This is a genomic window from Pleomorphomonas diazotrophica, assembly GCF_002844595.1.
Classification (GTDB): Bacteria; Pseudomonadota; Alphaproteobacteria; order Rhizobiales; family Pleomorphomonadaceae; genus Pleomorphomonas; species Pleomorphomonas diazotrophica.
Genome location: NZ_PJNW01000016.1, coordinates 236638 through 258378, shown reverse-complemented (window position 1 = coordinate 258378; position 21741 = coordinate 236638). Strand labels below are relative to the sequence as shown.

The window sequence follows — 21741 nt, the reverse complement described above, 5'->3', positions numbered from 1 at the left end:
GAGAGGACGTTGACGTGACCAACTCCGCCCAGCAATTCGCAAGCGACAATTATGCCGGCATATGCCCCGAGGCCTGGGCCGAGATGGAGCGCGCCAATGGCGGGTCGTCCATCGCCTATGGCGACGACGAGTGGACCCAACGCGCCGCCGATGCCTTCAGGCAGCTGTTCGAGAAGGATTGCGAGGTCTTCTTCGTCTTCAACGGCACCGCCGCCAACTCGCTCGCACTGTCGTCCCTGTGCCAGTCGTATCACAGCGTCATCTGCGCCTCGTCGGCGCATGTGGAAACCGACGAGTGCGGCGCTCCCGAGTTCTTTTCCAACGGATCGAAGCTGCTCGTCGGCCCCGCCACCGCTCCCAAGCTGACGCCCGCGATTATCAGGGCCATGGCCACCAGCCGGTCCGACATCCACTTCCCCAAGCCCCGCGTGGTGACCATCACCCAGCCGACCGAGACCGGCCTCGTCTACAGCATCGAGGAAGTCAGGGCCATCGCCGCGGTCTGTCGCGAGCTGGGACTGAAGCTGCACGTGGACGGCGCTCGCTTCGCCCATGCCTGCGCCGCGCTCGGTTGTTCGCCGGCCGAACTGTCCTGGAAGGCCGGCGTCGACGTGCTCTGCTTCGGCGGTACCAAGAACGGCATGGCGGTCGGCGAGGCGGTCATCTTCTTTGAAAGAGCCTTGGCCGAGGATTTCGACTATCGCTGCAAGCAGGCCGGTCAGCTCGCCTCGAAGATGCGGTTCCTGTCGGCGCCCTGGATCGGCATGCTTGAGAGCGGGGCGTGGCTCCGCAATGCCCGGCATGGCAACGCCTGTGCGGCACGGCTGGCGGCGGCGATCGCCGGCGTGCCCGGCGTTGAATTCCTCTTCCCTGTGGAGGCGAACTCGGTGTTCCTGAGCGCTCCCGAGAGCGTGCTCGACGAACTGCGCCGCCGAGGCTGGCGCTTCTACACCTTCATCGGCGGCGGTGCCCGCTTCATGTTCGCCTGGGACGCCGACCCGGCACGCGTCGACGAACTGGCGGCCGACATTCGGTCCGCCGCCGCCGGGATTCCGCGCGTTGGCAACCGGCAGCTTGAGCTGACGGACGACGACGGAAAGCCGCGAGGACCTTCGATCGATTGACGTTGCTCGCCGGCGCGGCTATCCCGGCTCCAGGACGTCCGGAGACGATCGATGCTGACCAAGAAGGGCAAATACGGGCTCAAGGCGCTGGTCCATCTCGCCCGATCGGAACCGGGCAAGGCGGTCCAGGTGGCGGAAATCGCCGCGCGCGAGAACATCTCCAAGAAGTTTCTCGATGCCATCATGCGCGATCTCAAGAACGCCGGCTTCGTCCGCTCCTGGAAAGGTCCGGGTGGCGGCTTCGCGCTGAGCCGGCCGCCGGCCGAGATTTCCATCGGGCCGGTGGTGCGGGCGCTCGACGGGCCGCTGGCGCCGATTGCCTGCGCCAGCCGCACCGCCTTTCAGCCCTGCGACGACTGTGGTGACCTTTCCACCTGCTCGGTGCGCATCGTCATGACCGAGGTGAGGGATGCCATGGCCGAGGTGCTCGACCGCACCACGCTTGCCGACATGCTGCAGAAATCCAACACGGCCGCCATGGTGCTCGCCGGCTGAGGCTCCTGACACCTCGTTGCTCGGAAGCGGCTCAGGTCCGCAGGCCATCCAGCATGGCCGCAAGAACGGCGGTGCAGTCGGAGCGGGGCGCGCCCTCGGCAATGGCGAGTGCAGCACGGTCGTAGGTGGCCCCGAGCAGCGTGACGAGGGCGGCGGGCGGCAGCGGCCGGATGGCGCCGGCGGCGAGCGCCGCCTCGATCCCCTCGCGCAACGTTCGCCCCGCGTGTTCGGCATCGATCGCCGCCGCCTCGGCCGTCCCGAGGACCGCTGGCGCCTCGACCAGCAGCAACCGCGACCGCCCCGGTTCGGCCATGGCGTCGAGATAGGCTTCTCCGCCGGCTATGAGATCCGCGACGGGATCGTCGCCCCCCGGTGCGGCCCGCTCCACGGCCTCCGCAATCACTCGACTCTCTACGACCACGACGGCGCGGAACAGCGCTCGCTTGTCTGCAAAGTGGTGATAGAGGGCACCGCGCGTCACCCCGGCCGCCATGACGAGATCCGGCGTGCCTGTGTCCGCGTAGCCTCGCTCCACGAACAGCCGCCGGGCGGTGGAGATAAGGGTGGCCGTGGTGCCTTCGCTGCGCTCCCGGTTCGTCCGTCTCTCTTGCATACGTGCAGCCTGTATGTTATTTCAGCTTACATACAGACTGTATGTCTGTTCAAGCTTGGAGGCAACCCCATGCACACGACCAGCGTCTATCCCGTGCTGATGACCGACCGGGTCGCCGAAACGGCCGCGTTCTATCAAGACCATTTCGGCTTCCGCCCGATGTTCTCGGCCGACTGGTATGTCCATCTCCAATCGACGGCTGATGCATCGGTCAACCTCGCTATTCTCGACGGCAACCACGCGACCATCCCGGAGGTCGGCCGAGGCCGCGTCTCCGGATTGATCCTCAACTTCGAGGTGGATGATGTCGACGCCGAACACGCCCGTTTGGTCGCTGCCGGCCTGCCGGTGTTGTTGCCGCTGCGCGACGAGGATTTCGGCCAGCGCCATTTCATCACCGCCGACCCCAACGGCGTGCTGATCGATGTCATCACACCAATCCCGCCCAAGGGCGAGTTTGCCTCTCTCTATCAGCCGGAGGCGCTGCCGGACTGAGCGACCGGCGCATCGGTCAAGCCACGCCAACGCCTGGGCGGGCGGGGCTGGCCGAGGGCAGTCGGAGGGTACCCGCCTCCCGCGCGTGCCTGGCTCGGCCACGCGCCGCTCGTCTACAAAATCCTCAGGCTGGAAAGCGTCCGACCTTGAGCACCGGGGTGAACTTCGGACGACCCTTCGCTCCGCCCTTGGCCATCGTCGGCGGAACCGCCGGATCCGAGGCGAAGCGTTGGTAGGCGTTGTCGTCCGTCCAGTCGATCAGGACAAGGACCCGGTTCGAGCCGTCGGTGACCGAAAGTACCTCGGCGCCGAGGCTGCCATGTGCCTCCCGCTTGTCTCGGCCGTCGGTGGCGAAAACCGACAGGAAACGCGGGAGATCCTCGATCTCGACTTCGGCAAGCGTGGTATGCATCCTGTCCTCCTCTCAAAGCGGCGCGTGGGTTATGCGCGAAAGCGGCAGGTTGAGGGAGAAAACCGAGCATCCTGGGTCAGTAACGCCGAACGCCGCGAGGCGCGGCCGGTGCTTGATCACATATGCTTCCGCGTTTTCGGGAGTATCGAAAAGATAGACGCCACTGGCGCGGCAAGCTTCCCGGTTTTCGCCCCAAAGCTTCCAGATCAATCCCGGCTCGGCAGCGATATCCTTGGCAAGATCGCGGCAAACAGACGTGAACTGCTCGCCCCATGGACCGTCGAAGGCAAAATCGAACTGAACAAGTGTCGTCATTCAAATGGACCTATGAGTTCGTTGATGTGGCGTGACCGCGAAGCAGGAAATATCTCTAGCCGGATTGGCTGTTAATCCTGCAAACTGTCGCGTCACTCAACACTCACGGTGTGGGATGCGATGGATAGAGTCATGAGCATGCGCGTGTTCGCGCGCGTGGTGGAGCTCGGTGGGCTGGCCGCCGCCGCACGTGCCCTGGGCCTGTCGCCGGCGATGGTCGCCAAGCATGTCAACAGCCTGGAGGAGCGCACCGGTGCCCGCCTGTTGGACCGCACGACGCGCCTAGTCCGGCCGACAGTATCGGGACACGCCTATTACGAACGTATCCTCGCCATTCTGGATGCGCTGGACGACGCCGATGCGGAAGCGGGAGCCGACACGGCCGTACCTCGCGGCAGGCTTCGCCTGACGGCTCCGGCTGAACTGGGCCAGGAACATGTCGCGCCGATTATCATCGACTTTATGGAGCTTTATCCCAACGTTTCGATTGCGTCGGACTTTACCAACCGCCAGGTCGACCTTGTTCAGGAAGGGTTTGATCTTGCTGTCCGCGTGGCGAGTTCGCTCGACACCGGTCTGATCGGGCGAAAGCTGGCAACCTCGCGCTTCTTCGTCGTGGCGAGCCCGGGGCTCGTGGCGAAAACAGGGTTACCGGAGACACCCGAGGCCTTGGCTCGACTGCCGACTTTGACATTCGCCGTCCCTGCGCCGCGGCTGCTCTGGACCTGGGATGGCCCGGATAAGGGGCAGGTTCGCATTGCGCCGCGTCTCGTGTCGTCCAGTTCGGAAGCGTTGCGGATGGCGGCGCGTCGAGGGGTGGGGTTCACTTGGCTGCCGAGCTTCGTCTGTGGTCGCGACCTTGCCGCTGGCGATCTCGTCCCCGTCATGACGGACCGAAACTGGGGGAGCCTTTCCGTCTACGCGCTCTACCCGCATCGACGCTTCGTTCCCAATCGCTTGCGCCTTTTCCTCGACTTGATCGCGGAGCGTTTCGGAGGAGATCCCGATGGTGATCCGTGGTTGCCGAACTCAAGCCAGCCAAGCCGCGGCTGATGCTCGACGGCGCTTTCAGGCCTGTCGGGCGCAGAACATCGTGAGGGGAGGCGTTAGCGTGACGAAGTGTGGCGCACCCGACAGGATTCGAACCTGTGACCTCTGCCTTCGGAGGGCAGCACTCTATCCAGCTGAGCTACGGGTGCATGGCCGATCGCGGACACGCGAAACACGGTTCGTATAGCCGAGTTCGTCGAGAAGGCAAAGGAAAAAGCATCGCGATTTGCCCCTAGAACACAGGCGAGGAAAACCGCTTGCTACCTCGAAAAAGGCAGGCGCGGCTGGCCACATTGTGGCGCCTTTCGCCCGCCAAGAGGGAACGCCGGAGAAGGAAGTGGGTGGCCTCAGAAACGAAAACGGCGCCGGAAAACCGGCGCCGTCTCCGAAATCATCCGTTGGCGAGGATCAGTTGCCAGCGGGAACGTTCACGAACTCGCCTTCGGCCGGGTCGTAGAAGCGGACGGTCGCACCGCCGGCCTTGACGGCGTCATGCGTGGCGATCACCGGAGTGCCCGACACCTTGGTCGTCACGAACTCGCCTTCGGCGGGGTCGTAGATGGTGGCGCTCTGGGTGTAACGCGCCGCGTCGCCGTTGGTGGCGGCGGCATTCAACGAACCCGAAACGAACTCGCCCTCGGCGGGGTCATAGAAGGTCTCGGCGGAAGCCAGGGTCGGGAGAGCGATGGCGGCGAAAGCAACAGCGGCGATAGCGAAGGTTTTCATTTTCATGCTCCATGTATTCGACAGCGTCGGCAGATCTTGGGAGCTTTTGTCATCCAGCCCAATCATTCGTCTCGCTTCGATGATGATGATATAGATCGTCGCTCTTCACGGAGAAAGCGGCAGGAAGTCAATACAACAGGATGGATTTCGTGAAGTGTTTTCACGGGATCGTGTGAAAAGAACACGAAAAAACGGCGCCGGAAAACCGGCGCCGTCTCCGAAATCATCCGTTGGCTAGGATTAGTTGCCAGCGGAAACGTTCACGAACTCGCCTTCGGCCGGGTCGTAGAAGCGGATGGTCGCGCCGCTGGCCTTGACGGCGTCATGCGTGGCGATCACCGGGGCGCCCGACACCTTGGTCGTCACGAACTCGCCTTCGGCGGGGTCGTAGATGGTGGCGCTCTGGGTGTAACGGGCCGCGTCGCCGTTGGTGGCGGCAGCATTCAACGAACCCGACACGAACTCGCCCTCGGCCGGGTCATAGAAGGTCGCGGCGGAAGCCAGGGTCGGGAGAGCGATGGCGGCGAAAGCAACGGCGGCGATAGCAAAGGTCTTCATTTCAGTAACTCCATGTATTCGATAGCGTCGTCAGGTCCTGGGGGAGGTTTATGATCCAGCCCGATCATTCGTCTCGCTTCGATGATGATGATATAGATCGCCCCTCTTCACGGAAAAAGGGGAGGGCAGGTCAATAGGACGGGATGGATTTCGTGAAGTGTTTTCACGACGCCGTGTGTTGTCGTGGCCGGTCGGGAAACTCACCGCGATCCACGAGCACTTCTGCGTGATAGGCCTTGAAAATAAGGCTGGGATTCGAGCTCGCTGGGCCAAAACCGGCCTAACCGAGGGTGCGGGGCGTAGGTCATCCGGCCCCGCCTGCTACAAGAAGATACACTTTTCGCGCTGATTGGTTCCAAGGGGTCAGAGACACCAGCCCGGCACGCGCATCATGTCGCGGCCGGAAGACCATGATGCGCTCGATCTTGGTGTCTTGCCGCCGCACCGAGATCGCGAGTTCGCGTCGGTCCGAATCGGCCTGCGCGACGACGGCGTCCCGGAGTACCGACCGATGCGGTGGATGCCCCAGTCGCTTGGACGAAGGTTCACGGCGAGGCGCTGTCAGACGGTATGTTCATTTCTACGGAGGAAGAAATGGTACAGCTGGCTGGGCTTGAACCAGCGACCTTCGGAGCCACAATCCGACGCTCTAGCCAACTGAGCTACAGCTGCACACGACGGCGCGGAACCTAGTTGGATCGCCCCGGCAATGCAAGCCCCGCCGGCCACTTTTTTATGGGCCGTCGTCATGAGCGGAAGAGCGGCCGGAAGCCGGCCGCAAGACCGTCAGGCGGCGACCACAGCGCCGAGGAAGGCGTCGATCGTCGAGCGAAGCCGGCTCGCCTCGTCGGCGACCTCGCGGGAATCGCGGTCTAGCTTCTGCGCCGCCGCCTCGGTTTCGCGAGCCGTTGACAGCACGGCGTCGACATTGGCTGCCACACGCTGTGAGCCGGCGGCCGCGGCATTGACCGAACGGCTGATGTCGCCGGTGGCCGTGCCCTGTTCTTCCACGGCGGCTGCAATGGCCCCCGTGTAGCGATCGACTTCCTGCATGGTGGCGCTGATCGCCTGGATCGCCTCGACGGCGTCAGCGGTGGCCCCCTGGATGCCGTCGACCTGGGAGGCGATTTCCTCCGTCGCCCTGGCGGTCTGACCGGCGAGGTTCTTCACCTCGGCGGCGACGACGGCAAAGCCCTTGCCGGCCTCGCCGGCCCGCGCCGCCTCGATGGTGGCGTTGAGTGCCAGGAGGTTGGTCTGTTCGGCAATCGCGCGGATCAGCGTGACCACCTCGCCGATCTTGGTCGCGCCGGTGGCAAGGCGATTGATCTTGGTGTCGGCATCGCGTGTTCCGCGCGCCGCCTCGGCGACGATGGCCCCGGTGCGCTGGATCTGGCTGGAGATCTCGCCGATCGACGCGGCAAGTTCCTCGGTCGCCGACGCGACGGACTGAACGTTGTCGGTGGCGTCCGATGACGCGTGCGAGGCAGCGCCTGCATCTTGCACGGTCCGCTGGGCGCCGGCACCGAGCGAGCCGGCCGTGGCGAGCAGGCTCTCGACGGTCTTGGTCACTTCACCGAGGGCGGTCCGGGTGGAGGAGCGGAAGTCGTCGATCAGCGCTTCGATGCGTCCCTGTCGCGCGGCGCGTCCCGCCGTCTCCGCGTCTTTGTCCCGTTCCAGCGCGATGCGGGCAACGGCGCTGTCTTTGAGGATGACGACGGATCGGGCGATGGTTCCCACCTCGTTGCCATAGGCCGCGTAGGGAACCTCTTCAGCGAGATCATTGCGCGAAATGCGTTCCATCAGTCCCGAGAGATGCGTCACGGGGCGGATGAGGCGCGCCACCAGCCACGAGGCGCCGATCGACATCAGCGCCGCCAGCAGGAAGCCGAGCAGCGAAATCTTCAGCACCAGCCCATTCTTGGTGGCGGCGACCGTGTCCTCGGGGATGCCGGCAAACAAGATGCCGACAACCTGGCCGGCATCATTTTTGATGGGCGTGTAAATAGTGAGATAGGGCGAGCCGAGAATGGTGGCTTCGCCAGTGAAGCTTCGACCTGCCTTGATGGCTGCGTAGGCCGGCGACGTCTTGCCGAGATCGGTGCCGACCGCGCGGCTGCCGTCGGCTTTCTTGACCGACGTGGTCACGCGCGTGAAGTCGTCCTTGACGGCGTCATAGGCGAAAATGGTCGCCGCAGCGCCCGCCGTGCGCGTCAGATTGTCGATGAGCTCGTGGGTCGGGAAGGGCGGAATGGCCGACAGCTCGATATGGTCGACGACATCGCCGGACCAGGAGATCGCCGTGCCGGCAATATCCTTTTGCATCAGAAGGGCGCCGGTGCTGATGGCCGTTCGCTGCTTTTCCAGGGCCTGCCTGGCGGCGTCGGTCGACAGTGTCGTATAGACGACGGACAGCAGCAGACACACCGTCAACGTGATGAATATCGCTACGGCTGCGCCAATGACTTTCCACAACTTGACTCGATTGAGAAACATTTTCGCATCTTCTAGTAAAAACAGTTCTGAAGCAGGTTTGCTCCAGCAATGGTGAACCGAGACTTAAGATGCCTGTTCTTCGTGTTCCTACAGGCCGACGCTGTGGTCGCGCCTTTCTGGGCAGCGCGAGAAATCGTGCTTCGCGCCGAAAAGCCTATGGAATCCAACAACTCGAAGAACAGGCCAGACATTTGCTGCAGGTAAGCCGAGCGTGGGATGGTCGGGCGGTTTCGTCCTGGCAAGTCCCGCGAAAGGTTTCCGTAGCACAAAGCAACGGGACCGCGACTTTTCGAGGCCAGCATGCAAACCGGCTTGCTTGGAGCTTGACAGCTCCAAGGCAAGGTTAACCCCATGTTAAGGATATTTTTTCTTTCCTGGCCCAAGGATTCGCCTCGTAAGGGAAATAAACACTTTCCGCGCTTATCTGTTGCATGATGGCGAAACGGGTTGGGTCAGCAACCTCAAGAAGAAGCCGCGACCGGCAGGTCGGTTCGATGGGGTGGAGGAAGAGCGCCGCGCACTGAGGGAGGCGGGTCATGCAGTCACGGGTAGTCGCCTCGCAACACATGTCGATCGGCAGTCCCGTCAAGAAGAAGGGCGGGAAGGCGACCACTGCGTCCTCAGGCCGGCGTCGCACCGGTGGTCATCAGGACACAAGGTCGTTTGTCATTGCCGGCACCCTGGCTCTGGTGCTCGCCGCGATCGTCACGGCGATCTGGTTCTATGTGAAGCCTTTTCCGGTTGCCTCCTCCGAGCCCGGCCCCCGCCCGCCGCCGAGCGTCGCCGACCTCGAAGCCAAGAAGACCCACTCCTACTGGAAGGTCGGCAGCAGCACCTATCGGCACTATATCACCAACACCCAGACGGGCGAGATCGTCGACGCCGGGACCATAACGGTCAAGGAAATGCTCGATCAGGGCATCGTGGTGCCGGGATATTCGCCGCCCGCCAAGGCCGGCAGCAAGCCGAGCGGCAAGAGTGAACTGGCCGTTCGCTTCCAGGCCCTTCAGGAACACCTCAAATAGCCATCTCGGCGCGCACCAGCATGCCGTAGAGATCGCGCGGCTCGTCGGGATCGGCGAGCAGGTCCAGTTCCTGATAAAAGGACGTGCCGGCGAGCTTGTCGCGCACATAGCGCAACGCCGAGAAGTCCTCGATCGCAAACCCCACCGAGTCGAACAGCGTCACCTCGTCTGGAGACTTGCGGGCCGGCGCGGATCCATCGAGCACCTCCCATAACTCGGTGACGGGATGATCGGCGGCAAGCTGCTGGATCTCGCCTTCGATGCGCGTCTGCGGCGCATACTCGACGAAGATCGACGACCGCTTCAGGATGTCGCGGTGGAGTTCCGTCTTGCCGGGGCAATCGCCGCCGACCGCGTTGATGTGCACGCCGGAGCCGACCATGTTGTCGGTCAGGATGGTCGCATACTGCTTGTCGGCGGTCACCGTGGTGATGACATCGGCGCCTTCGACGGCTTCCTGGCCCGAACGGCAGACCTTGATGGAGAAGCCTAGGGGGGCAAGATTGCGCCGGCACTTCTCCGTTGCTGCGGGATCGATGTCATAAAGGCGCAGGTTGCGGATGCCGAGAATGGCGGCAAACGCCAGGGCCTGGAACTCCGACTGGGCGCCGTTGCCGATGATCGCCATGGTATTGGCCCCTTTGGGGGCAAGGTGCCGCGCCGCCATCGCCGAGGTGGCGCCGGTTCTGAGGGCGGTCAGCAGCGTCATCTCGGTCAGCAGCATCGGATAGCCCGAGCCGACGTCGGCCAGCACGCCGAAGGCCGTCACCGTCTGCTTGCCCTCGCGCATGTTCTTGGGATGGCCGTTGACATACTTGAAGCCGTAGAGCGCCCCGTCGGATGTCGGCATCAACTCGATGACGCCATCGACCGAATGCGAGGCGACGCGCGGCGTCTTGTCGAAGGTCGGCCAGCGCCGGAAGTCCTCCTCGATATAGGTTGAGAGTTCGACGAGGAAGCGCTCGATGCCGATGCTGAGCACCAGCCGCATCATGTTGTCGACCGACACGAAGGGAACGATGGCGAGCGCGGATATGGCGTTCATGCTGCGAAGCTCCGGGTCGGCCGATCCATGACGGTGCGGCCCATAAGGCTGGCGAGAAGGTCGACCATCAGCGTGGCGGTACGGCCGCGCTCGTCGAGAAAGGGATTGAGTTCCACAAGGTCGATCGAGGAGACGAGGCCGCTGTCGTGCAGCATCTCCATGATGAGATGCGCCTCGCGGAAGGTGGCGCCACCCGGCGCGGTGGTACCGACGCCCGGCGCGATCGACGGGTCGAGGAAGTCGACGTCCAGGCTGACATGCAGGCGGCCGTCAGCTGCGGCGACGCGTTCGAGGAAGCGCCAGACCAGCGAACCGACGCCATGTTCGTCGAGGGCGCGCATGTCGTGCACGGTAACGCCGGAGCCGCTGAGCGCCCGCCGTTCGGCCGGGTCGACCGAGCGAATGCCGACCATGGTGACATTGCCGGGCGGCACCGGGTGCGAGAGCGGCGGGTAGCAGCCGTGAAAGCCGTGCGCGCCGGTGAAATAGGCGACCGGCGTGCCGTGAAGATTGCCGCTTTGGGTGGTGTCGAGCGTGTGAAAGTCGGTATGGGCGTCGAGCCACAGCACGAATAGAGGGCGCCCGTCTTCGGCCGCTCGCCGGGCAACGCCCGGCACCGTACCGGCGGCAAGCGCGTGATCGCCCCCGAGGAACACCGGCAGGGCGCCGTCGCTGGCCCGGTAGGCGGCCTCGGTCACCGTGCCGACCCAGGCCGCGATTTCGGGAAGGCGCCGAAGATGCGGGTGAGGGGGCGTTATGGTCGGCAGCGGGCCGCGGGTGACATTGCCGAGATCTTCGACTTCGTGGTCGAGTTCGGCGATGGCCTCGACGATGCCGGCGGTGCGATAGGCGCTTGGCCCCATCTCGCAGCCCATGCGGCCAGCGCCATCCTCGATCGGAATGCCCAGGAGCCTCACCTTCATGCCGTTTCCCTCGCTGTGTGACTGCCGGCATCTGGCCATTGCTGGCCGGCGAAGTGAACAGGCGGGATTGGCAAATTATGCGGATCAGCTTATCAAAACGGCAGTTCCATTGGTCAAAACGGTGGTTATATGGACCGGCTGGATCAGCAATTAGTCACACTGCTGCGTCATGACGGCCGCCGATCGGTGTCCGATCTTGCGGCCGAGCTCGGCGTGTCGCGCGCCACCGTGCGCGCCCGCATGGAACGACTGGAGCGCGACGGCGACATCCTCGGCTACACGGTCATTCTGCGCAACGACGCCGTCGAGGTGCCGGTGAGGGCGGTGATGATGATCGAGATCGAGGGCCACGTGCTCGACAAGGTGATCCGTCAGCTCGGGGGCTTTCCAGAGGTGGCGGCGATCCACACCACCAATGGCCGCTGGGATCTCGTCGTCGAACTGGGTGCCGCGACGCTCACCGACTTCGACACGGTGTTGCGCCGCATCCGCCTTCTGCCCGGCATCACCGGATCCGACACCAGCCTGCTCCTGACGACGCCACGCACGACGCGCGCCCGCCTGAGCCAAAGGTGAGCGACGTCGTCACTCCTTGTGGCGTCGGTGGTTGCCGAAGACGAGGCCGGTCTCGAGCGCACGCTTGCCGAACTTCTGCCTGACCTCGTCCATGGCCCGCTCGGCGGCGGCCTTGCGGGTCGCCTTCTGGTCGACGAGATCGGCGGGATCGGCAAAGCGGCTCTCGCAGAGATCGGCGACCGAGACGCCGAGAAGACGATATTTCTGGCCGTGCGCTTCCTCGGCGAGCAGGGCATCGGCAGCGGTGAAGATGCGGTCGGCGAGCTGGGTGGGATCCGCGAGGCGCCGTGTTCGCGTCCTCAGCTTGAAGTCGGCCGTCTTGAGCTTCAGCGTCACCGAGGAGCCGGCGATATCCTCATGCTTGAGACCGAAGGAGACGCGCTCCGCCTGTTCGCGCAGGATCGGCCGGAGGTCGCCTAGGTCGGCAAGGTCCTCGAAGAAGGTCACTTCCGAGCCGACGCTCTTGCGCTTCGAGTTGGGAACCGCGCGCCAGTTTGACGATCCTGAGACCGAGCGCCCCGTATCGGCTAGCGAGCCGTGCCGGATCGGCCGCCTGCAGATCGCCTACCGTCCGGAACCCGTCGGCGGCCAGCCGTTCGGAAAAGGCGCGACCGACGCCCCAGATCGTCGTGACTGGGCGCGGCGCCAGGAAAGCCGCCGCTTCCGTGAGCCCGATCACCGAAAAGCCCCTGGGCTTGTCGAGGTCGGAGGCGATCTTGGCGAGAAACTTGTTGGCGGCGAGACCGACGGAAACGGTAATGCCGACCTCGCGCTCCACGTCGCGCGCGAAGCGGGCGAGCACCAGAGCCGGGCTGGCCCGATGCAGCTTCTCGGTGCCGGACAGGTCGAGAAAGGCCTCGTCGATGGACAAAGGTTCGACGAGCGGCGTCAGTTCCAGCATGCGGCGGCGGATCTCCCGGCCGACACGGGCGTATTTCTCCATGTTGGGTCGGATCACCACCGCGTCGGGGCAGAGCTGCAACGCCTTGAACATCGGCATGGCCGAGCGCACGCCGCTGATGCGCGCGATGTAGCAGGCGGTCGACACGACGCCGCGCTTGCCGCCGCCGATGATCAGCGGCTTGGTGGCGAGCGACGGGTCGTCCCGTTTTTCCACCGAGGCATAGAAAGCGTCGCAGTCGACATGGGCGATGACGAGCCGATGGAGATCGGGGTGACGGAGAAGGCGCGGGCTGCCGCAGGCCGGACAACGACGCCCCTCGGTCGGCGCCGGGGCAAGGCAATCCCTGCAAAAGCCATTCGACGCCTCGGACATGTTCGCCCCCGCCGACCTAGCCCCGCTGGTCGGTCAGAACTCGAAGTCGCGGGCCAGCACATGCCGTGCCGCCGCCATCATTGTCGGCCTCACCTGCGCCTCCTCGACGAAGGATAGCAGCAGAGACTCGTCGGCGAGAAAAAATTCCAACACGCCGACGAGAAAGCCGGGTTCGCGCGCCGCAGCCCTAAGGTCGGACGGCCCAATGCCAGAAAGTGACAGGAAGCGGCCCAGAGCGTCAGGATTTCCTGCAAGGTAGGCGAGGGCGGAAATCGCCAACTCCTCCGCTGCCTCGACGCTAAGCCTTTTATCAATGGGCATGTTCGGTCCACCGTTTGGGATTGCTAAAGGAATCCGTACTATATTTGTTATACTGGAATCAGTGCGGCAACCTATCCCACCGGAAGGCGTTCCTGCGTACAAGCCGAGTGCGCCGGAATGAGAACCCGCCGAGCACCCGGTCCGACCGGCGCGCGAGGTGGAAAGAGAGTCGAATGGCCAAGACAGTTCTCATCGTCGAGGACAACGAGCTCAACATGAAGCTCTTCCATGATCTCCTGGAAGCGCATGGCTACCGCACGATTCAGACACGGAACGGGATCGAGGCCCTGGACCTGGTGCGCACCCACCGACCGGATCTCATCCTCATGGACATCCAGCTTCCGGAAGTGTCGGGGCTGGAGGTCACCAAGTGGCTGAAGGAAGATGACGAGCTGCGCTCGATCCCGGTGGTCGCGGTCACCGCCTTCGCCATGAAGGGGGACGAGGAACGCATCCGGCAGGGAGGCTGCGAGGCGTATATTTCCAAGCCGATTTCGGTTTCAAAGTTCATCGAGACGGTGCGTACCTATATCGGCGACCAGTAGGCGTCTGCCGGAACGGAAGTGTGTGTGATGACAGCGCGTATTCTTGTTGTCGACGACATCATGGTCAACGTGCGCCTCATGGAGGCCCGCCTCACCGCCGAGTATTTCGATGTCCACACTGCCACCTCCGGTGCCGAGGCGCTGGCCATGCTGGACAATGCCGCCTACGACATCGTTCTTCTCGACGTCATGATGCCGGGAATGGACGGCTTCGAGGTCTGTCGCCGCATTCGCGCCAACCCCAAGACCACGCAGTTGCCGGTGATCATGGTCACCGCGCTCGACCAGCCTGCCGATCGCGTTCTGGGACTTGAGGCCGGCGCTGACGACTTCCTCACCAAGCCGGTCTCCGACGTCCAGCTCATCACCCGCGTCAAGAGCCTCGTCCGTCTGAAGCAGCTCACCGACGAGCTCGACCTCAGGGCCAACCAGGGTTCCGTCGCCTTCGATCGAGCAATGACCTATGCCGACCTCACCGCTCGCGCGCCAGGCCGGGTGCTGCTGGTGGAGGATCGTCGCTCGGCCTACGTGCGCATTGCTCAGGCGCTATCGAGCGAAATGGCCGTCGACATCGAGACCAACCCGCAGGAGGCGTTGTTCCGCGCCGCCGAGGGCAATTACGACCTCGCCATGATCTCCATGGCTCTCGACGATTACGACGCGCTACGTCTCTGTTCGCAGTTGAGATCGCTCGACCGGACGCGTCTCTTGCCGATCCTGCTGATCGCCGACCCCGAGGAAGGCGGTCGCCTGACGCGCGGCCTCGAGCTCGGTATCAACGACTATCTGATCCGCCCGGTGGACGCCCAGGAACTCACCGCCCGCTGCCGCACCCAGATCCGCCGCAAGCGCTACACCGACCGGCTGCGCGCCAGCGTGCTGCAGACGATGGAGCTCGCCATCACCGATGCGCTCACCGGTCTCTACAATCGCCGCTACCTCGACTCGCATCTCTCCGCCCTCGTCGAACGCGCCACCGAGAAGAAGGGTGACCTGTCGCTTCTGATCGTCGACATCGACTATTTCAAGAAGGTCAACGACACCCACGGCCACGATGCCGGCGACGAGATCCTCCGAGAGTTTGCGACCCGCATCCGCCGCAACCTGAGGGCCCTCGATCTGCCCTGCCGTTTCGGCGGCGAGGAGTTCGTCATCGTCATGCCGGAGACCGACTATGGCATAGCGTCCATCGTCGCCGAACGGCTGCGCACCAAGATCGCTCGCGATCCCTTCGCCATTCATGGCGGCGCGGAGTTCGTCGACGTGACCATTTCCGTCGGCGCCGCCTATATCCTGCATGAAGGCGACACGCCGGAGTCGCTCCTGAAGCGCGCCGACAACGCCCTCTACCGCGCCAAGGCGGAAGGCCGGAACCGCGTCGTTCTCGCTGCCGCCTGACCAAGCCCTCTGTTCAACCGTATCGAAGCGGCCGTTGCAAACCAATGGCATGTGGCTTCCGCGGCTGTCTTCGTTGGATTCGGTAATGAGTCCGGCGATCCCCTCTGTGCGCCTTCGCTCAAGAAATTAAGGTTACCCGTTTATGATTAATACATCAAAATGCTGAGTTTTGCGGCGATGATGTTGTAAATAATTCGTTAAAACGTTAGAACAATAGTGTTGATAGTCTAGTGATTTTGGAAAGAGTACAGTTGCTTTCCAAACTACAACCCGGTGAAACCAGGTCCGCCGCATCTCCTGGTCTTGTCGGGTCGGTCGATCGATGCCGGCGAGAGTGGCCTCCTCGTTGACCCGGCATCGATCGACCACTCTTGCCTTTCCGGCCTGGAAGGCAATTATCCTGCATCTTCTACTAGAGCAACTCCAGCAAAAGTGGGAACCGGTTTTGCGTCCGGAGTTGCGTCTTGACAAGGAGATGGAGCTTTTCTGGTAAACTGAGTTCACCGAAAAGCTCTAGGAACTCGGAGATGCACCGGCCGTGACTGACTTCCATTTCTCAACGCCGTCGGGCCTGCCGCGCGCCCGTGCCTTCGCCATGTCCTTTGATGGCGAGCCGGGCATCTTCAACGCCATCACCGACGTTCCCGGCGTCAGTGTCGGCTACACCACGCTGATTTCCGGCGAGGGACCGCTCAGCGTCGGTCGCGGTCCGGTGCGAACAGGCGTGACGGCCATCCTGCCGCGGCCCAATGCAGCGATCGACCAGCCCTGCTATGCCGGTTTCTTCTCCGGGAACGGCAATGGCGAACTCACCGGCATCCATCTCATCGAGGAGGTGGGCGCCTTCAGCCTGCCGATCACCATCACCAATACCCATTCTCTCGGAGTCGCCCACGATGCGACGTTGAAATGGGTGGCGTCCAACAGGCCGGAAGCCCTCGCTTCGGCCTGGGGGCTACCGGTGGCGGGCGAGACCTACGATGGCTTTCTGAACGACATCAACGGCCACCATCTGACCGACGCGCATGTCTTCGCCGCACTTGACGGCGCGGTGCCTGGGCCGATCGAAGAGGGCTCGGTCGGTGGCGGCACAGGCATGTGCACCTTCGACTTCAAGGCCGGTTCCGGCACGGCGTCCCGCGTCGTCCGCTGGGCGGGAAAAACCTTCACGCTAGGGGTGTTCGTTCAGAGCAACTTCGGGGAGCGGCGCAATCTCATGATCCGTGGTCATCGAGCCGGCGTCGAGCTCGCCGAGCCGCGCCTCGTCGAGAGCACACCCCGCGCCGAGAAAAGCTCGATCATCGCCATTGTCGCCACCGATGCGCCGCTCCTGCCGCACCAGCTGAAACGCTTGGCGCGGCGGGTGCCGCTCGGCATCGCCTGGACCGGAGGCCTCGGCTACAACTCTTCCGGCGACATCTTCCTTGCCTTTTCGACCGCCAACGGCGAGGCCGCCTTGGGGCGCACCGGCCACCTCGCGTTGCTCTCGGCAATCCCGGATGTCGATATCGATCCCTTCTTCGACGCCACCGTTCAGGCAGTCGAAGAGGCCATCCTCAACGCGCTCGTCGCCAACGCCGACATGACCGGCCGGGACGGCAACTTCGTGCCGGCGCTGCCGCATGACTGGCTGGCGGCGACCTTCGGTCGGACGGAGTGATAGTCCACAGAGGATTGCCTACTATCAGCGCAAAGTCATCCAACGGATTGTCTAAATCGCAGGCATAGTGCTAGTTGCTTAGACATTGAGCATTTTGTCTTGCAATCGCATGCGTTCATCCGACAAAATGGCGTTATTCCAAGCCTATAAGGGGAACGTCATGCTGAAATCCGCCCGCCGCCTTGCTGCGAGGGCCGCGCTCGCCGGTCTTGCGGGAATCGCCTCGCTCGCCGCCGTGCCGGCCGCCTTTGCCGATACGCCCGTCAAGTTCACGCTCGACTGGAAGTTCGAGGGGCCGGCCGCCGGCTTCCTGCTGGCGCTCGACAAGGGATATTTCAAGGCCGAGGGGCTGGATGTCACCATCGACAGCGGCAATGGTTCGGTGGAGGCCATTTCGCGCGTCGCCACCGGCACCTACGACATGGGCTTCGGCGATATCAACTCGCTGATCAAGCTGCTCGACGAGGATCCCTCGCAGAAGATCAAGGGCGTCTTCATGGTCTACGAACGGCCGACTTTTGCGATCGTCGGTCGCAAGTCGCTCGGCGTGACCGACGATCCAAAGTCGCTTGAGGGCAAGAAGCTGGGCGCGCCGCCGCCGGATGGCGCCTTCGCCCAGTGGAAGGCCTTCAAGGCGGTGGCCGGCATCGACGACAGCAAGATCACGCTCGAGTCGGTCGGCTTCCCAGTGCGCGAGCCGATGCTGGCCAAGGGCGACGTCGACGCGGTCTTCGGCTTCTCCTTCTCGGTGATTCTGAACCTCAAGGCCCAGGGCGTGCCGGCTGACGACATTGTGCCGATCCTGATGGCCGAGCACGGTCTCAACCTCTACGGCAACACCGTCACCGTCAACACCGACTTTGCCGCCAAGAACCCGGAGGTGGTGAAGGGCGTGCTGAAGGCGCTTGCCAAGGGCTTTGCCGATGCCGTCGCCAACCCTCAGGAGGGTGTCGACGCCGTGCTGAAGCGTAACGAGACGCTGAACCCCGACATCGAGCTCGAGCGCCTCACCATGGCCAACGGCCAGAACATCAAGACGCCCTATGTCGTCGAGCATGGCATGGGCGGCGTGGATCCGGCGCGACTCGCCGCCGCCATCGAGACGCTGAAGACATCGATGGGCCTCAAGGGCGCTGTGACCGCCGACAAGGTGTTCGATGCGAGCTTCCTGCCGCCGGAAGGCGAACGCAAGCTGCCCTGACCGAGGCGTCGCGGGCCGGCCGAGATCCCTCGGCCGGTTCTGCTTTCTTTGAAAAGCGAGACAATGACCCATCTGGTCTCCATCGAAAACGTCGACATGCGCTATGGCGGGGCGAGTGGCACGCTGGCCGTCGCCGATCTCACCTTCAAGGTCGACAAGGGCGAGTTTGCCGCCGTGGTCGGTCCGTCCGGCTGCGGCAAGTCCACCCTGATGCGCCTTGTCACCGGGCTGCACATTCCCCAGGCGGGCAACGTCATCGTCGCCGGTCAGCATGTGACCGAGCCGGTGAGTATCGTCGGAATGGCCTTTCAGAACCCCAGCATGCTGCCGTGGCGCACCACGCTCGACAACATCCTTCTGCCACTGGAGATCGTCGAGAGGCACCGCAAGCGCCTGCGCGCCCACAGGGCGGAATATGTGGAGAAAGCCGAGCATCTGCTGGAGGTGGTCGGCCTCAAGGACTTCGGGTCGAAATATCCCTGGCAGCTCTCCGGTGGCATGCAGCAGCGCGCCAACCTCTGCCGGGCTCTGATCCATGAGCCGCAGCTCCTGATGCTGGACGAGCCATTCGGAGCCCTCGATGCCTTCACGCGTGAAGAACTCTGGTGCGTCATCCGCGACCTGCACGCCGCACAGGACGTCACCATCATCCTGGTCACCCACGATCTGCGCGAGGCGGTGTTTCTCGCCGACAAGATCCTGGTTATGAGCGCCCGCCCCGGGCGTGTGCTGCGGGAGCACCGCGTGCCCTTCGCGCGGCCGCGCGATCTGGAGATCACCTACGACCAGGCCTTCAATGACGTGGTCCATCAGCTCCACGGCGAGATCGCCAATGCAAGGAGGGCGGCATGAGTGCCGTTGTCGAGGATATCCAGAGGCCTGAGCGGTCCAAGCCGCTGATAGCCAGGATCGACTGGGTGAAGGCATCGCCCTGGCTCTACACCATCGCCCTATTCGCCATTTGGGAAGCTTCGGTGCGCGTCTTCGATCTGCCCTACACCGTGCTGCCGGCGCCTTCCCGCATCTTCGCAGCCCTCTATCAATATTGGTCGCCGATCTGGAAGAACTCGCTGCAGACGCTCTATACGACCACGCTCGGCTTTCTGATGGCAGTGGTGGGCGGTCTGGCGCTCGGCCTGTTCATCGGCTGGTCGAAGGTGATCTACGCCGGCCTCTACCCCTTGATGATCGGCTTCAACGCCGTGCCCAAGGTGGCGGTGGTGCCGATCCTGGTCATCTGGTTCGGCATCGGTGCCGTGCCGGCCATGCTGACTGCCTTCCTGATCTCCTTCTTCCCCATCGTCGTCAATGTCGCCACCGGTCTCGCCACCATCGAACCGGAAACCGAGGACGTGCTTCGCGCTCTCGGCGCGAAAAAAATCGACATCATGCTGAAGGTCGGCATTCCCCGCTCGATGCCCTATTTCTTCGGCTCGCTGAAGGTGGCGATCACGCTGGCCTTCGTCGGCTCGGTGGTGTCGGAGACGGTGGCCTCCAACTACGGGCTCGGCAACCTGATGAGTTCGGCCCAGAGCCAGTTCAACGTGCCCCTGGTCTTCGCTGGCCTGCTGGCGCTCGCCGTCGAGGGCATCGTCATGTACTCGATCATGGCCTGGGTTGAGAAGCGCATGACCGGATGGGCGCACCGGTCCACCATGTCGCATTGAGGGAACGCTCTTCGGCGGGAAAGGCCTTGCGCGGCGAGAGGTTGCCGCCTTAGCTGCGCGTGGTCCAACCGTAGGAATGTAGAAAATGCCGTCGATCGATCGTGCCGCCCTTGCCGCTGCCGTGGCTTCGCTGCCGGAGCGTTTCAAGGGGCCGGGCGGAGCGGTCGGCGTGATGAAGGACGGCGAGGTGATCGTCCGGGAGGCCTGGGGTTATGCCGACCCCGATACCGGCCTCGAAATGACGCCGTCCCGCCTTCTGCCGATCTGTTCGATCAGCAAGCAGATGACCTGCGGCGTGCTGCTCGATCTTGTCGGCGACCCATCCTCGCTCGACGGGCGACTTGCCGTGGCCCTCCCGAATCTGAGCGGCCGGCGGCCGACGGTCCGGGAGCTCTGCGACAACCGTTCGGGCCTGCGCGACTATTGGGCGCTCACCGTATTGCACGGCGCCCACCACGAGGGCGCCTTCCGACGCGAGGACGCGCGGCCATTGTTTGCCCGCATGAAGACCACTCATTTCGAGCCAGGCAGCCAGTACTCCTACTCCAACGGCAACTTCCGCATTCTGTCCGATCTCCTCGAGGAGAAGTCCGGCCGTTCGCTTGCCGAGCTTTATCAAACCCACATCTTCGGTCCGGCCGGCATGCGGGATGCCCGCCTTGCGTCCGACACGGCGGCACCGCTCAACGGCACGATCGGCCATGAGGGGAACTCGTCCGTCGGCTGGTTCCCGGCGGCGAATCGCATCTTCTGGTCGGGCGACGCCGGCGTCGCGGCAACCCTCGACGACATGCTCGCCTGGGAGCGCTATATCGACCGCACCCGCAACGATGCCAATGGTCTCTACAGACGGTTATCGGCACCGTCGACCTTCGCCGACGGTCGGCCCGCCCGCTATGGAATGGGCCTCGCGCATGACCGCATCGACGAGGTCGCCATCACCGGCCACGGCGGCGCTTTGCGCGGCTTCCGTATTCGCCGCCTGCACGCGGCGGCCGAGCGGCTGTCGGTGGTGGTGATGTTCAACCATGAGGCCGACGCCCATGCCGCCGCCCTTTTCGTGATGCGGGCGGCTCTTGGCCGACCCTCGACGCCACGAAACGGTGGACCAGCCGATCCCGGTTGGGCCGGACGTTATCTCGAGCCGACATCTGGCCTTTCGCTCGATGTGGCCGTCCATGGCAACGCCATTCTCGCCAACCTTGGCGGCGGACCCGAGGTGCTGACCTTTGGCGAGGATGGTGTCGCCCGTTCGACGGGCATGCTGCTATCCCGTGAGGATGGCGGGCTTCGGCTTGACCGCCCGGGCGACAACCTTCGCGGCGTGGTCGAGCGCCTCGACGGTGATGGGGTGCAGGACATCGCGGGCCGATACTGGTCCGATGAGACCGAGTCCACCCTGGAGATCGAGGCGGTAGGGCCGGCCTTTGCCGGCCGATTCGATGGCTTCCTGGGGCGCGGTCCGATGCACCAGCTGAGACCCTTTGCTGGCGATGTCTGGCGGCTCTCCACCCCTCGCGGCATGGATGCGCCGGCGCCGGGCGACTGGACTGTCCGCGTTTGCCGTTCGACGAGCGGTGCCGTCGAGGGGATCACCATCGGCTGCTGGCTTGCTCGAAACGTTGCGTTCGCCAAGCTCGCCTGACGGCTTGTTCTTTGAAACAATTCAAGTTTTCCGGCGCGGGAGCATGCGCGCGATGCGATAACTCCCGCGCCGAGTCAACCGATTGTCGTTCATGCTTTTGGCTGAATTGACGGTCTGACTCAACGGACCTAGGTTCTTCATCGTGAATTAATTAATCGAGGGAAGCACGGGAGAACTT

22 protein-coding genes, 2 tRNA genes and 1 pseudogene are annotated in these 21741 nt (G+C 63.8%); 13 read left to right on the top strand and 12 right to left on the bottom strand.

The window, feature by feature from the left end; genetic code table 11:
• Window positions 1–14: 14 nt before the first annotated feature.
• Entirely contained in the window at window positions 15–1124 is a 1110-nt protein-coding gene (locus CXZ10_RS18925; RefSeq protein WP_101290914.1) for a threonine aldolase family protein, read from the top strand.
• Window positions 1125–1175: 51 nt separating this feature from the next.
• Entirely contained in the window at window positions 1176–1619 is a 444-nt protein-coding gene (locus CXZ10_RS18920) for an RrF2 family transcriptional regulator (RefSeq protein ID WP_101290913.1), read from the top strand.
• 31 nt (window positions 1620–1650) lie between these two features.
• Here CXZ10_RS18920 and CXZ10_RS18915 read toward each other — a convergent pair whose 3' ends face one another.
• A complete protein-coding gene (locus CXZ10_RS18915) occupies window positions 1651–2232 on the bottom strand; it encodes a TetR/AcrR family transcriptional regulator (RefSeq protein WP_101290912.1) in 582 nt (193 codons plus the stop codon).
• A 69-nt stretch (window positions 2233–2301) separates the two neighbouring features.
• Here CXZ10_RS18915 and CXZ10_RS18910 point away from each other — a divergent pair, with 69 nt between their 5' ends.
• Window positions 2302–2727: a VOC family protein gene (locus CXZ10_RS18910; protein ID WP_101290911.1), complete on the top strand. Its 426-nt coding sequence runs from the start codon at window positions 2302–2304 to the stop codon at window positions 2725–2727.
• A 124-nt stretch (window positions 2728–2851) separates the two neighbouring features.
• Here CXZ10_RS18910 and CXZ10_RS18905 read toward each other — a convergent pair whose 3' ends face one another.
• Window positions 2852–3139: an antibiotic biosynthesis monooxygenase family protein gene (locus tag CXZ10_RS18905; RefSeq protein WP_101290910.1), complete on the bottom strand. Its 288-nt coding sequence runs from the start codon at window positions 3137–3139 to the stop codon at window positions 2852–2854.
• 12 nt (window positions 3140–3151) lie between these two features.
• Window positions 3152–3454, bottom strand: a complete 303-nt coding sequence (locus tag CXZ10_RS18900; protein WP_101290909.1) for a monooxygenase — start codon at window positions 3452–3454, stop codon at window positions 3152–3154.
• A 132-nt stretch (window positions 3455–3586) separates the two neighbouring features.
• On the opposite strand from CXZ10_RS18900, the gene CXZ10_RS18895 reads away from it, so the two are divergent.
• The gene (locus CXZ10_RS18895; RefSeq protein ID WP_180336076.1) at window positions 3587–4507 is read left to right on the top strand and encodes a LysR family transcriptional regulator; all 921 of its coding nucleotides are present in this window, start codon (window positions 3587–3589) and stop codon (window positions 4505–4507) included.
• Window positions 4508–4576: 69 nt separating this feature from the next.
• On the opposite strand, the gene CXZ10_RS18890 is transcribed toward CXZ10_RS18895, so the two are convergent.
• The 5 genes from CXZ10_RS18890 to CXZ10_RS18870 form a co-directional block, all read right to left on the bottom strand.
• Window positions 4577–4653, bottom strand: a tRNA-Arg gene (locus CXZ10_RS18890).
• Between the two features lie 259 nt (window positions 4654–4912).
• Complete coding sequence (locus CXZ10_RS18885) at window positions 4913–5230, bottom strand: hypothetical protein (RefSeq protein ID WP_101290907.1); 318 nt, start codon at window positions 5228–5230, stop codon at window positions 4913–4915.
• A gap of 240 nt (window positions 5231–5470) precedes the next feature.
• The gene (locus CXZ10_RS18880; RefSeq protein WP_101290906.1) at window positions 5471–5788 is read right to left on the bottom strand and encodes a hypothetical protein; all 318 of its coding nucleotides are present in this window, start codon (window positions 5786–5788) and stop codon (window positions 5471–5473) included.
• 595 nt (window positions 5789–6383) lie between these two features.
• Window positions 6384–6460, bottom strand: a tRNA-His gene (locus tag CXZ10_RS18875).
• A 114-nt stretch (window positions 6461–6574) separates the two neighbouring features.
• The gene (locus CXZ10_RS18870; protein ID WP_101290905.1) at window positions 6575–8281 is read right to left on the bottom strand and encodes a methyl-accepting chemotaxis protein; all 1707 of its coding nucleotides are present in this window, start codon (window positions 8279–8281) and stop codon (window positions 6575–6577) included.
• A 536-nt stretch (window positions 8282–8817) separates the two neighbouring features.
• Between CXZ10_RS18870 and CXZ10_RS18865 the strand changes: the two genes are divergently transcribed.
• Window positions 8818–9306: a hypothetical protein gene (locus CXZ10_RS18865; RefSeq protein ID WP_101290904.1), complete on the top strand. Its 489-nt coding sequence runs from the start codon at window positions 8818–8820 to the stop codon at window positions 9304–9306.
• On the opposite strand, the gene CXZ10_RS18860 is transcribed toward CXZ10_RS18865, so the two are convergent.
• Both CXZ10_RS18860 and rocF read right to left on the bottom strand, forming a co-directional pair.
• Complete coding sequence (locus CXZ10_RS18860; protein WP_101290903.1) at window positions 9299–10351, bottom strand: ornithine cyclodeaminase; 1053 nt, start codon at window positions 10349–10351, stop codon at window positions 9299–9301. The genes CXZ10_RS18865 and CXZ10_RS18860 overlap by 8 nt on opposite strands.
• Window positions 10348–11274: an arginase gene (rocF, locus tag CXZ10_RS18855; RefSeq protein ID WP_101290902.1), complete on the bottom strand. Its 927-nt coding sequence runs from the start codon at window positions 11272–11274 to the stop codon at window positions 10348–10350. The genes CXZ10_RS18860 and rocF overlap by 4 nt, the downstream gene beginning before the upstream one ends.
• A gap of 129 nt (window positions 11275–11403) precedes the next feature.
• Here rocF and CXZ10_RS18850 point away from each other — a divergent pair, with 129 nt between their 5' ends.
• Entirely contained in the window at window positions 11404–11850 is a 447-nt protein-coding gene (locus CXZ10_RS18850) for an Lrp/AsnC family transcriptional regulator (protein WP_101290901.1), read from the top strand.
• 9 nt (window positions 11851–11859) lie between these two features.
• Here CXZ10_RS18850 and CXZ10_RS18845 read toward each other — a convergent pair.
• Together CXZ10_RS18845 and CXZ10_RS18840 are read right to left on the bottom strand one after the other, a co-directional pair.
• Window positions 11860–13126: pseudogene (locus CXZ10_RS18845) on the bottom strand (DNA polymerase IV).
• 33 nt (window positions 13127–13159) lie between these two features.
• A complete protein-coding gene (locus CXZ10_RS18840) occupies window positions 13160–13447 on the bottom strand; it encodes a DUF3572 domain-containing protein (RefSeq protein ID WP_101290900.1) in 288 nt (95 codons plus the stop codon).
• Window positions 13448–13620: 173 nt separating this feature from the next.
• On the opposite strand from CXZ10_RS18840, the gene CXZ10_RS18835 reads away from it, so the two are divergent.
• From CXZ10_RS18835 to CXZ10_RS18805, 7 genes are all read left to right on the top strand, one after another.
• Window positions 13621–13992: a response regulator gene (locus tag CXZ10_RS18835; protein WP_101290899.1), complete on the top strand. Its 372-nt coding sequence runs from the start codon at window positions 13621–13623 to the stop codon at window positions 13990–13992.
• Window positions 13993–14019: 27 nt separating this feature from the next.
• Entirely contained in the window at window positions 14020–15390 is a 1371-nt protein-coding gene (locus tag CXZ10_RS18830) for a PleD family two-component system response regulator (protein WP_101290898.1), read from the top strand.
• Window positions 15391–15928: 538 nt separating this feature from the next.
• Entirely contained in the window at window positions 15929–17050 is a 1122-nt protein-coding gene (locus CXZ10_RS18825) for a DmpA family aminopeptidase (RefSeq protein ID WP_101290897.1), read from the top strand.
• A gap of 160 nt (window positions 17051–17210) precedes the next feature.
• Entirely contained in the window at window positions 17211–18251 is a 1041-nt protein-coding gene (locus CXZ10_RS18820; RefSeq protein WP_101290896.1) for an ABC transporter substrate-binding protein, read from the top strand.
• A gap of 63 nt (window positions 18252–18314) precedes the next feature.
• Window positions 18315–19103 carry an ABC transporter ATP-binding protein gene (locus CXZ10_RS18815; RefSeq protein ID WP_180336075.1) on the top strand — a complete coding sequence of 263 codons (789 nt, stop codon included), beginning with the start codon at window positions 18315–18317 and terminating at the stop codon, window positions 19101–19103.
• Window positions 19100–19918 (top strand): ABC transporter permease, encoded by an 819-nt coding sequence (locus CXZ10_RS18810; protein WP_101290895.1) that lies wholly within the window; start codon window positions 19100–19102, stop codon window positions 19916–19918. Before CXZ10_RS18815 ends, CXZ10_RS18810 begins: the two co-directional genes overlap by 4 nt.
• Window positions 19919–20003: 85 nt before the next feature.
• Entirely contained in the window at window positions 20004–21563 is a 1560-nt protein-coding gene (locus CXZ10_RS18805) for a D-aminopeptidase (RefSeq protein WP_101290894.1), read from the top strand.
• The last annotated feature ends 178 nt before the right edge of the window (window positions 21564–21741 follow it).

Excerpts from the sequence above, each read along its gene's own strand:
- CXZ10_RS18830 (WP_101290898.1), top strand. The coding sequence starts at position 14,020 with ATGACAGCGCGTATTCTTGTTGTCGACGACATCATGGTCAACGTGCGC.
- CXZ10_RS18840 (WP_101290900.1), bottom strand. The coding sequence starts at position 13,447 with ATGCCCATTGATAAAAGGCTTAGCGTCGAGGCAGCGGAGGAGTTGGCG.
- CXZ10_RS18815 (WP_180336075.1), top strand. The coding sequence starts at position 18,315 with ATGACCCATCTGGTCTCCATCGAAAACGTCGACATGCGCTATGGCGGG.
- CXZ10_RS18900 (WP_101290909.1), bottom strand. The coding sequence starts at position 3,454 with ATGACGACACTTGTTCAGTTCGATTTTGCCTTCGACGGTCCATGGGGC.
- CXZ10_RS18865 (WP_101290904.1), top strand. The coding sequence starts at position 8,818 with ATGCAGTCACGGGTAGTCGCCTCGCAACACATGTCGATCGGCAGTCCC.
- CXZ10_RS18885 (WP_101290907.1), bottom strand. The coding sequence starts at position 5,230 with ATGAAAACCTTCGCTATCGCCGCTGTTGCTTTCGCCGCCATCGCTCTC.
- CXZ10_RS18835 (WP_101290899.1), top strand. The coding sequence starts at position 13,621 with ATGGCCAAGACAGTTCTCATCGTCGAGGACAACGAGCTCAACATGAAG.
- CXZ10_RS18920 (WP_101290913.1), top strand. The coding sequence starts at position 1,176 with ATGCTGACCAAGAAGGGCAAATACGGGCTCAAGGCGCTGGTCCATCTC.
- CXZ10_RS18905 (WP_101290910.1), bottom strand. The coding sequence starts at position 3,139 with ATGCATACCACGCTTGCCGAAGTCGAGATCGAGGATCTCCCGCGTTTC.
- CXZ10_RS18880 (WP_101290906.1), bottom strand. The coding sequence starts at position 5,788 with ATGAAGACCTTTGCTATCGCCGCCGTTGCTTTCGCCGCCATCGCTCTC.
- CXZ10_RS18810 (WP_101290895.1), top strand. The coding sequence starts at position 19,100 with ATGAGTGCCGTTGTCGAGGATATCCAGAGGCCTGAGCGGTCCAAGCCG.
- CXZ10_RS18870 (WP_101290905.1), bottom strand. The coding sequence starts at position 8,281 with ATGTTTCTCAATCGAGTCAAGTTGTGGAAAGTCATTGGCGCAGCCGTA.
- CXZ10_RS18860 (WP_101290903.1), bottom strand. The coding sequence starts at position 10,351 with ATGAACGCCATATCCGCGCTCGCCATCGTTCCCTTCGTGTCGGTCGAC.
- CXZ10_RS18850 (WP_101290901.1), top strand. The coding sequence starts at position 11,404 with ATGGACCGGCTGGATCAGCAATTAGTCACACTGCTGCGTCATGACGGC.
- CXZ10_RS18910 (WP_101290911.1), top strand. The coding sequence starts at position 2,302 with ATGCACACGACCAGCGTCTATCCCGTGCTGATGACCGACCGGGTCGCC.
- rocF (WP_101290902.1), bottom strand. The coding sequence starts at position 11,274 with ATGAAGGTGAGGCTCCTGGGCATTCCGATCGAGGATGGCGCTGGCCGC.
- CXZ10_RS18820 (WP_101290896.1), top strand. The coding sequence starts at position 17,211 with ATGCTGAAATCCGCCCGCCGCCTTGCTGCGAGGGCCGCGCTCGCCGGT.
- CXZ10_RS18915 (WP_101290912.1), bottom strand. The coding sequence starts at position 2,232 with ATGCAAGAGAGACGGACGAACCGGGAGCGCAGCGAAGGCACCACGGCC.
- CXZ10_RS18895 (WP_180336076.1), top strand. The coding sequence starts at position 3,587 with ATGAGCATGCGCGTGTTCGCGCGCGTGGTGGAGCTCGGTGGGCTGGCC.
- CXZ10_RS18805 (WP_101290894.1), top strand. The coding sequence starts at position 20,004 with ATGCCGTCGATCGATCGTGCCGCCCTTGCCGCTGCCGTGGCTTCGCTG.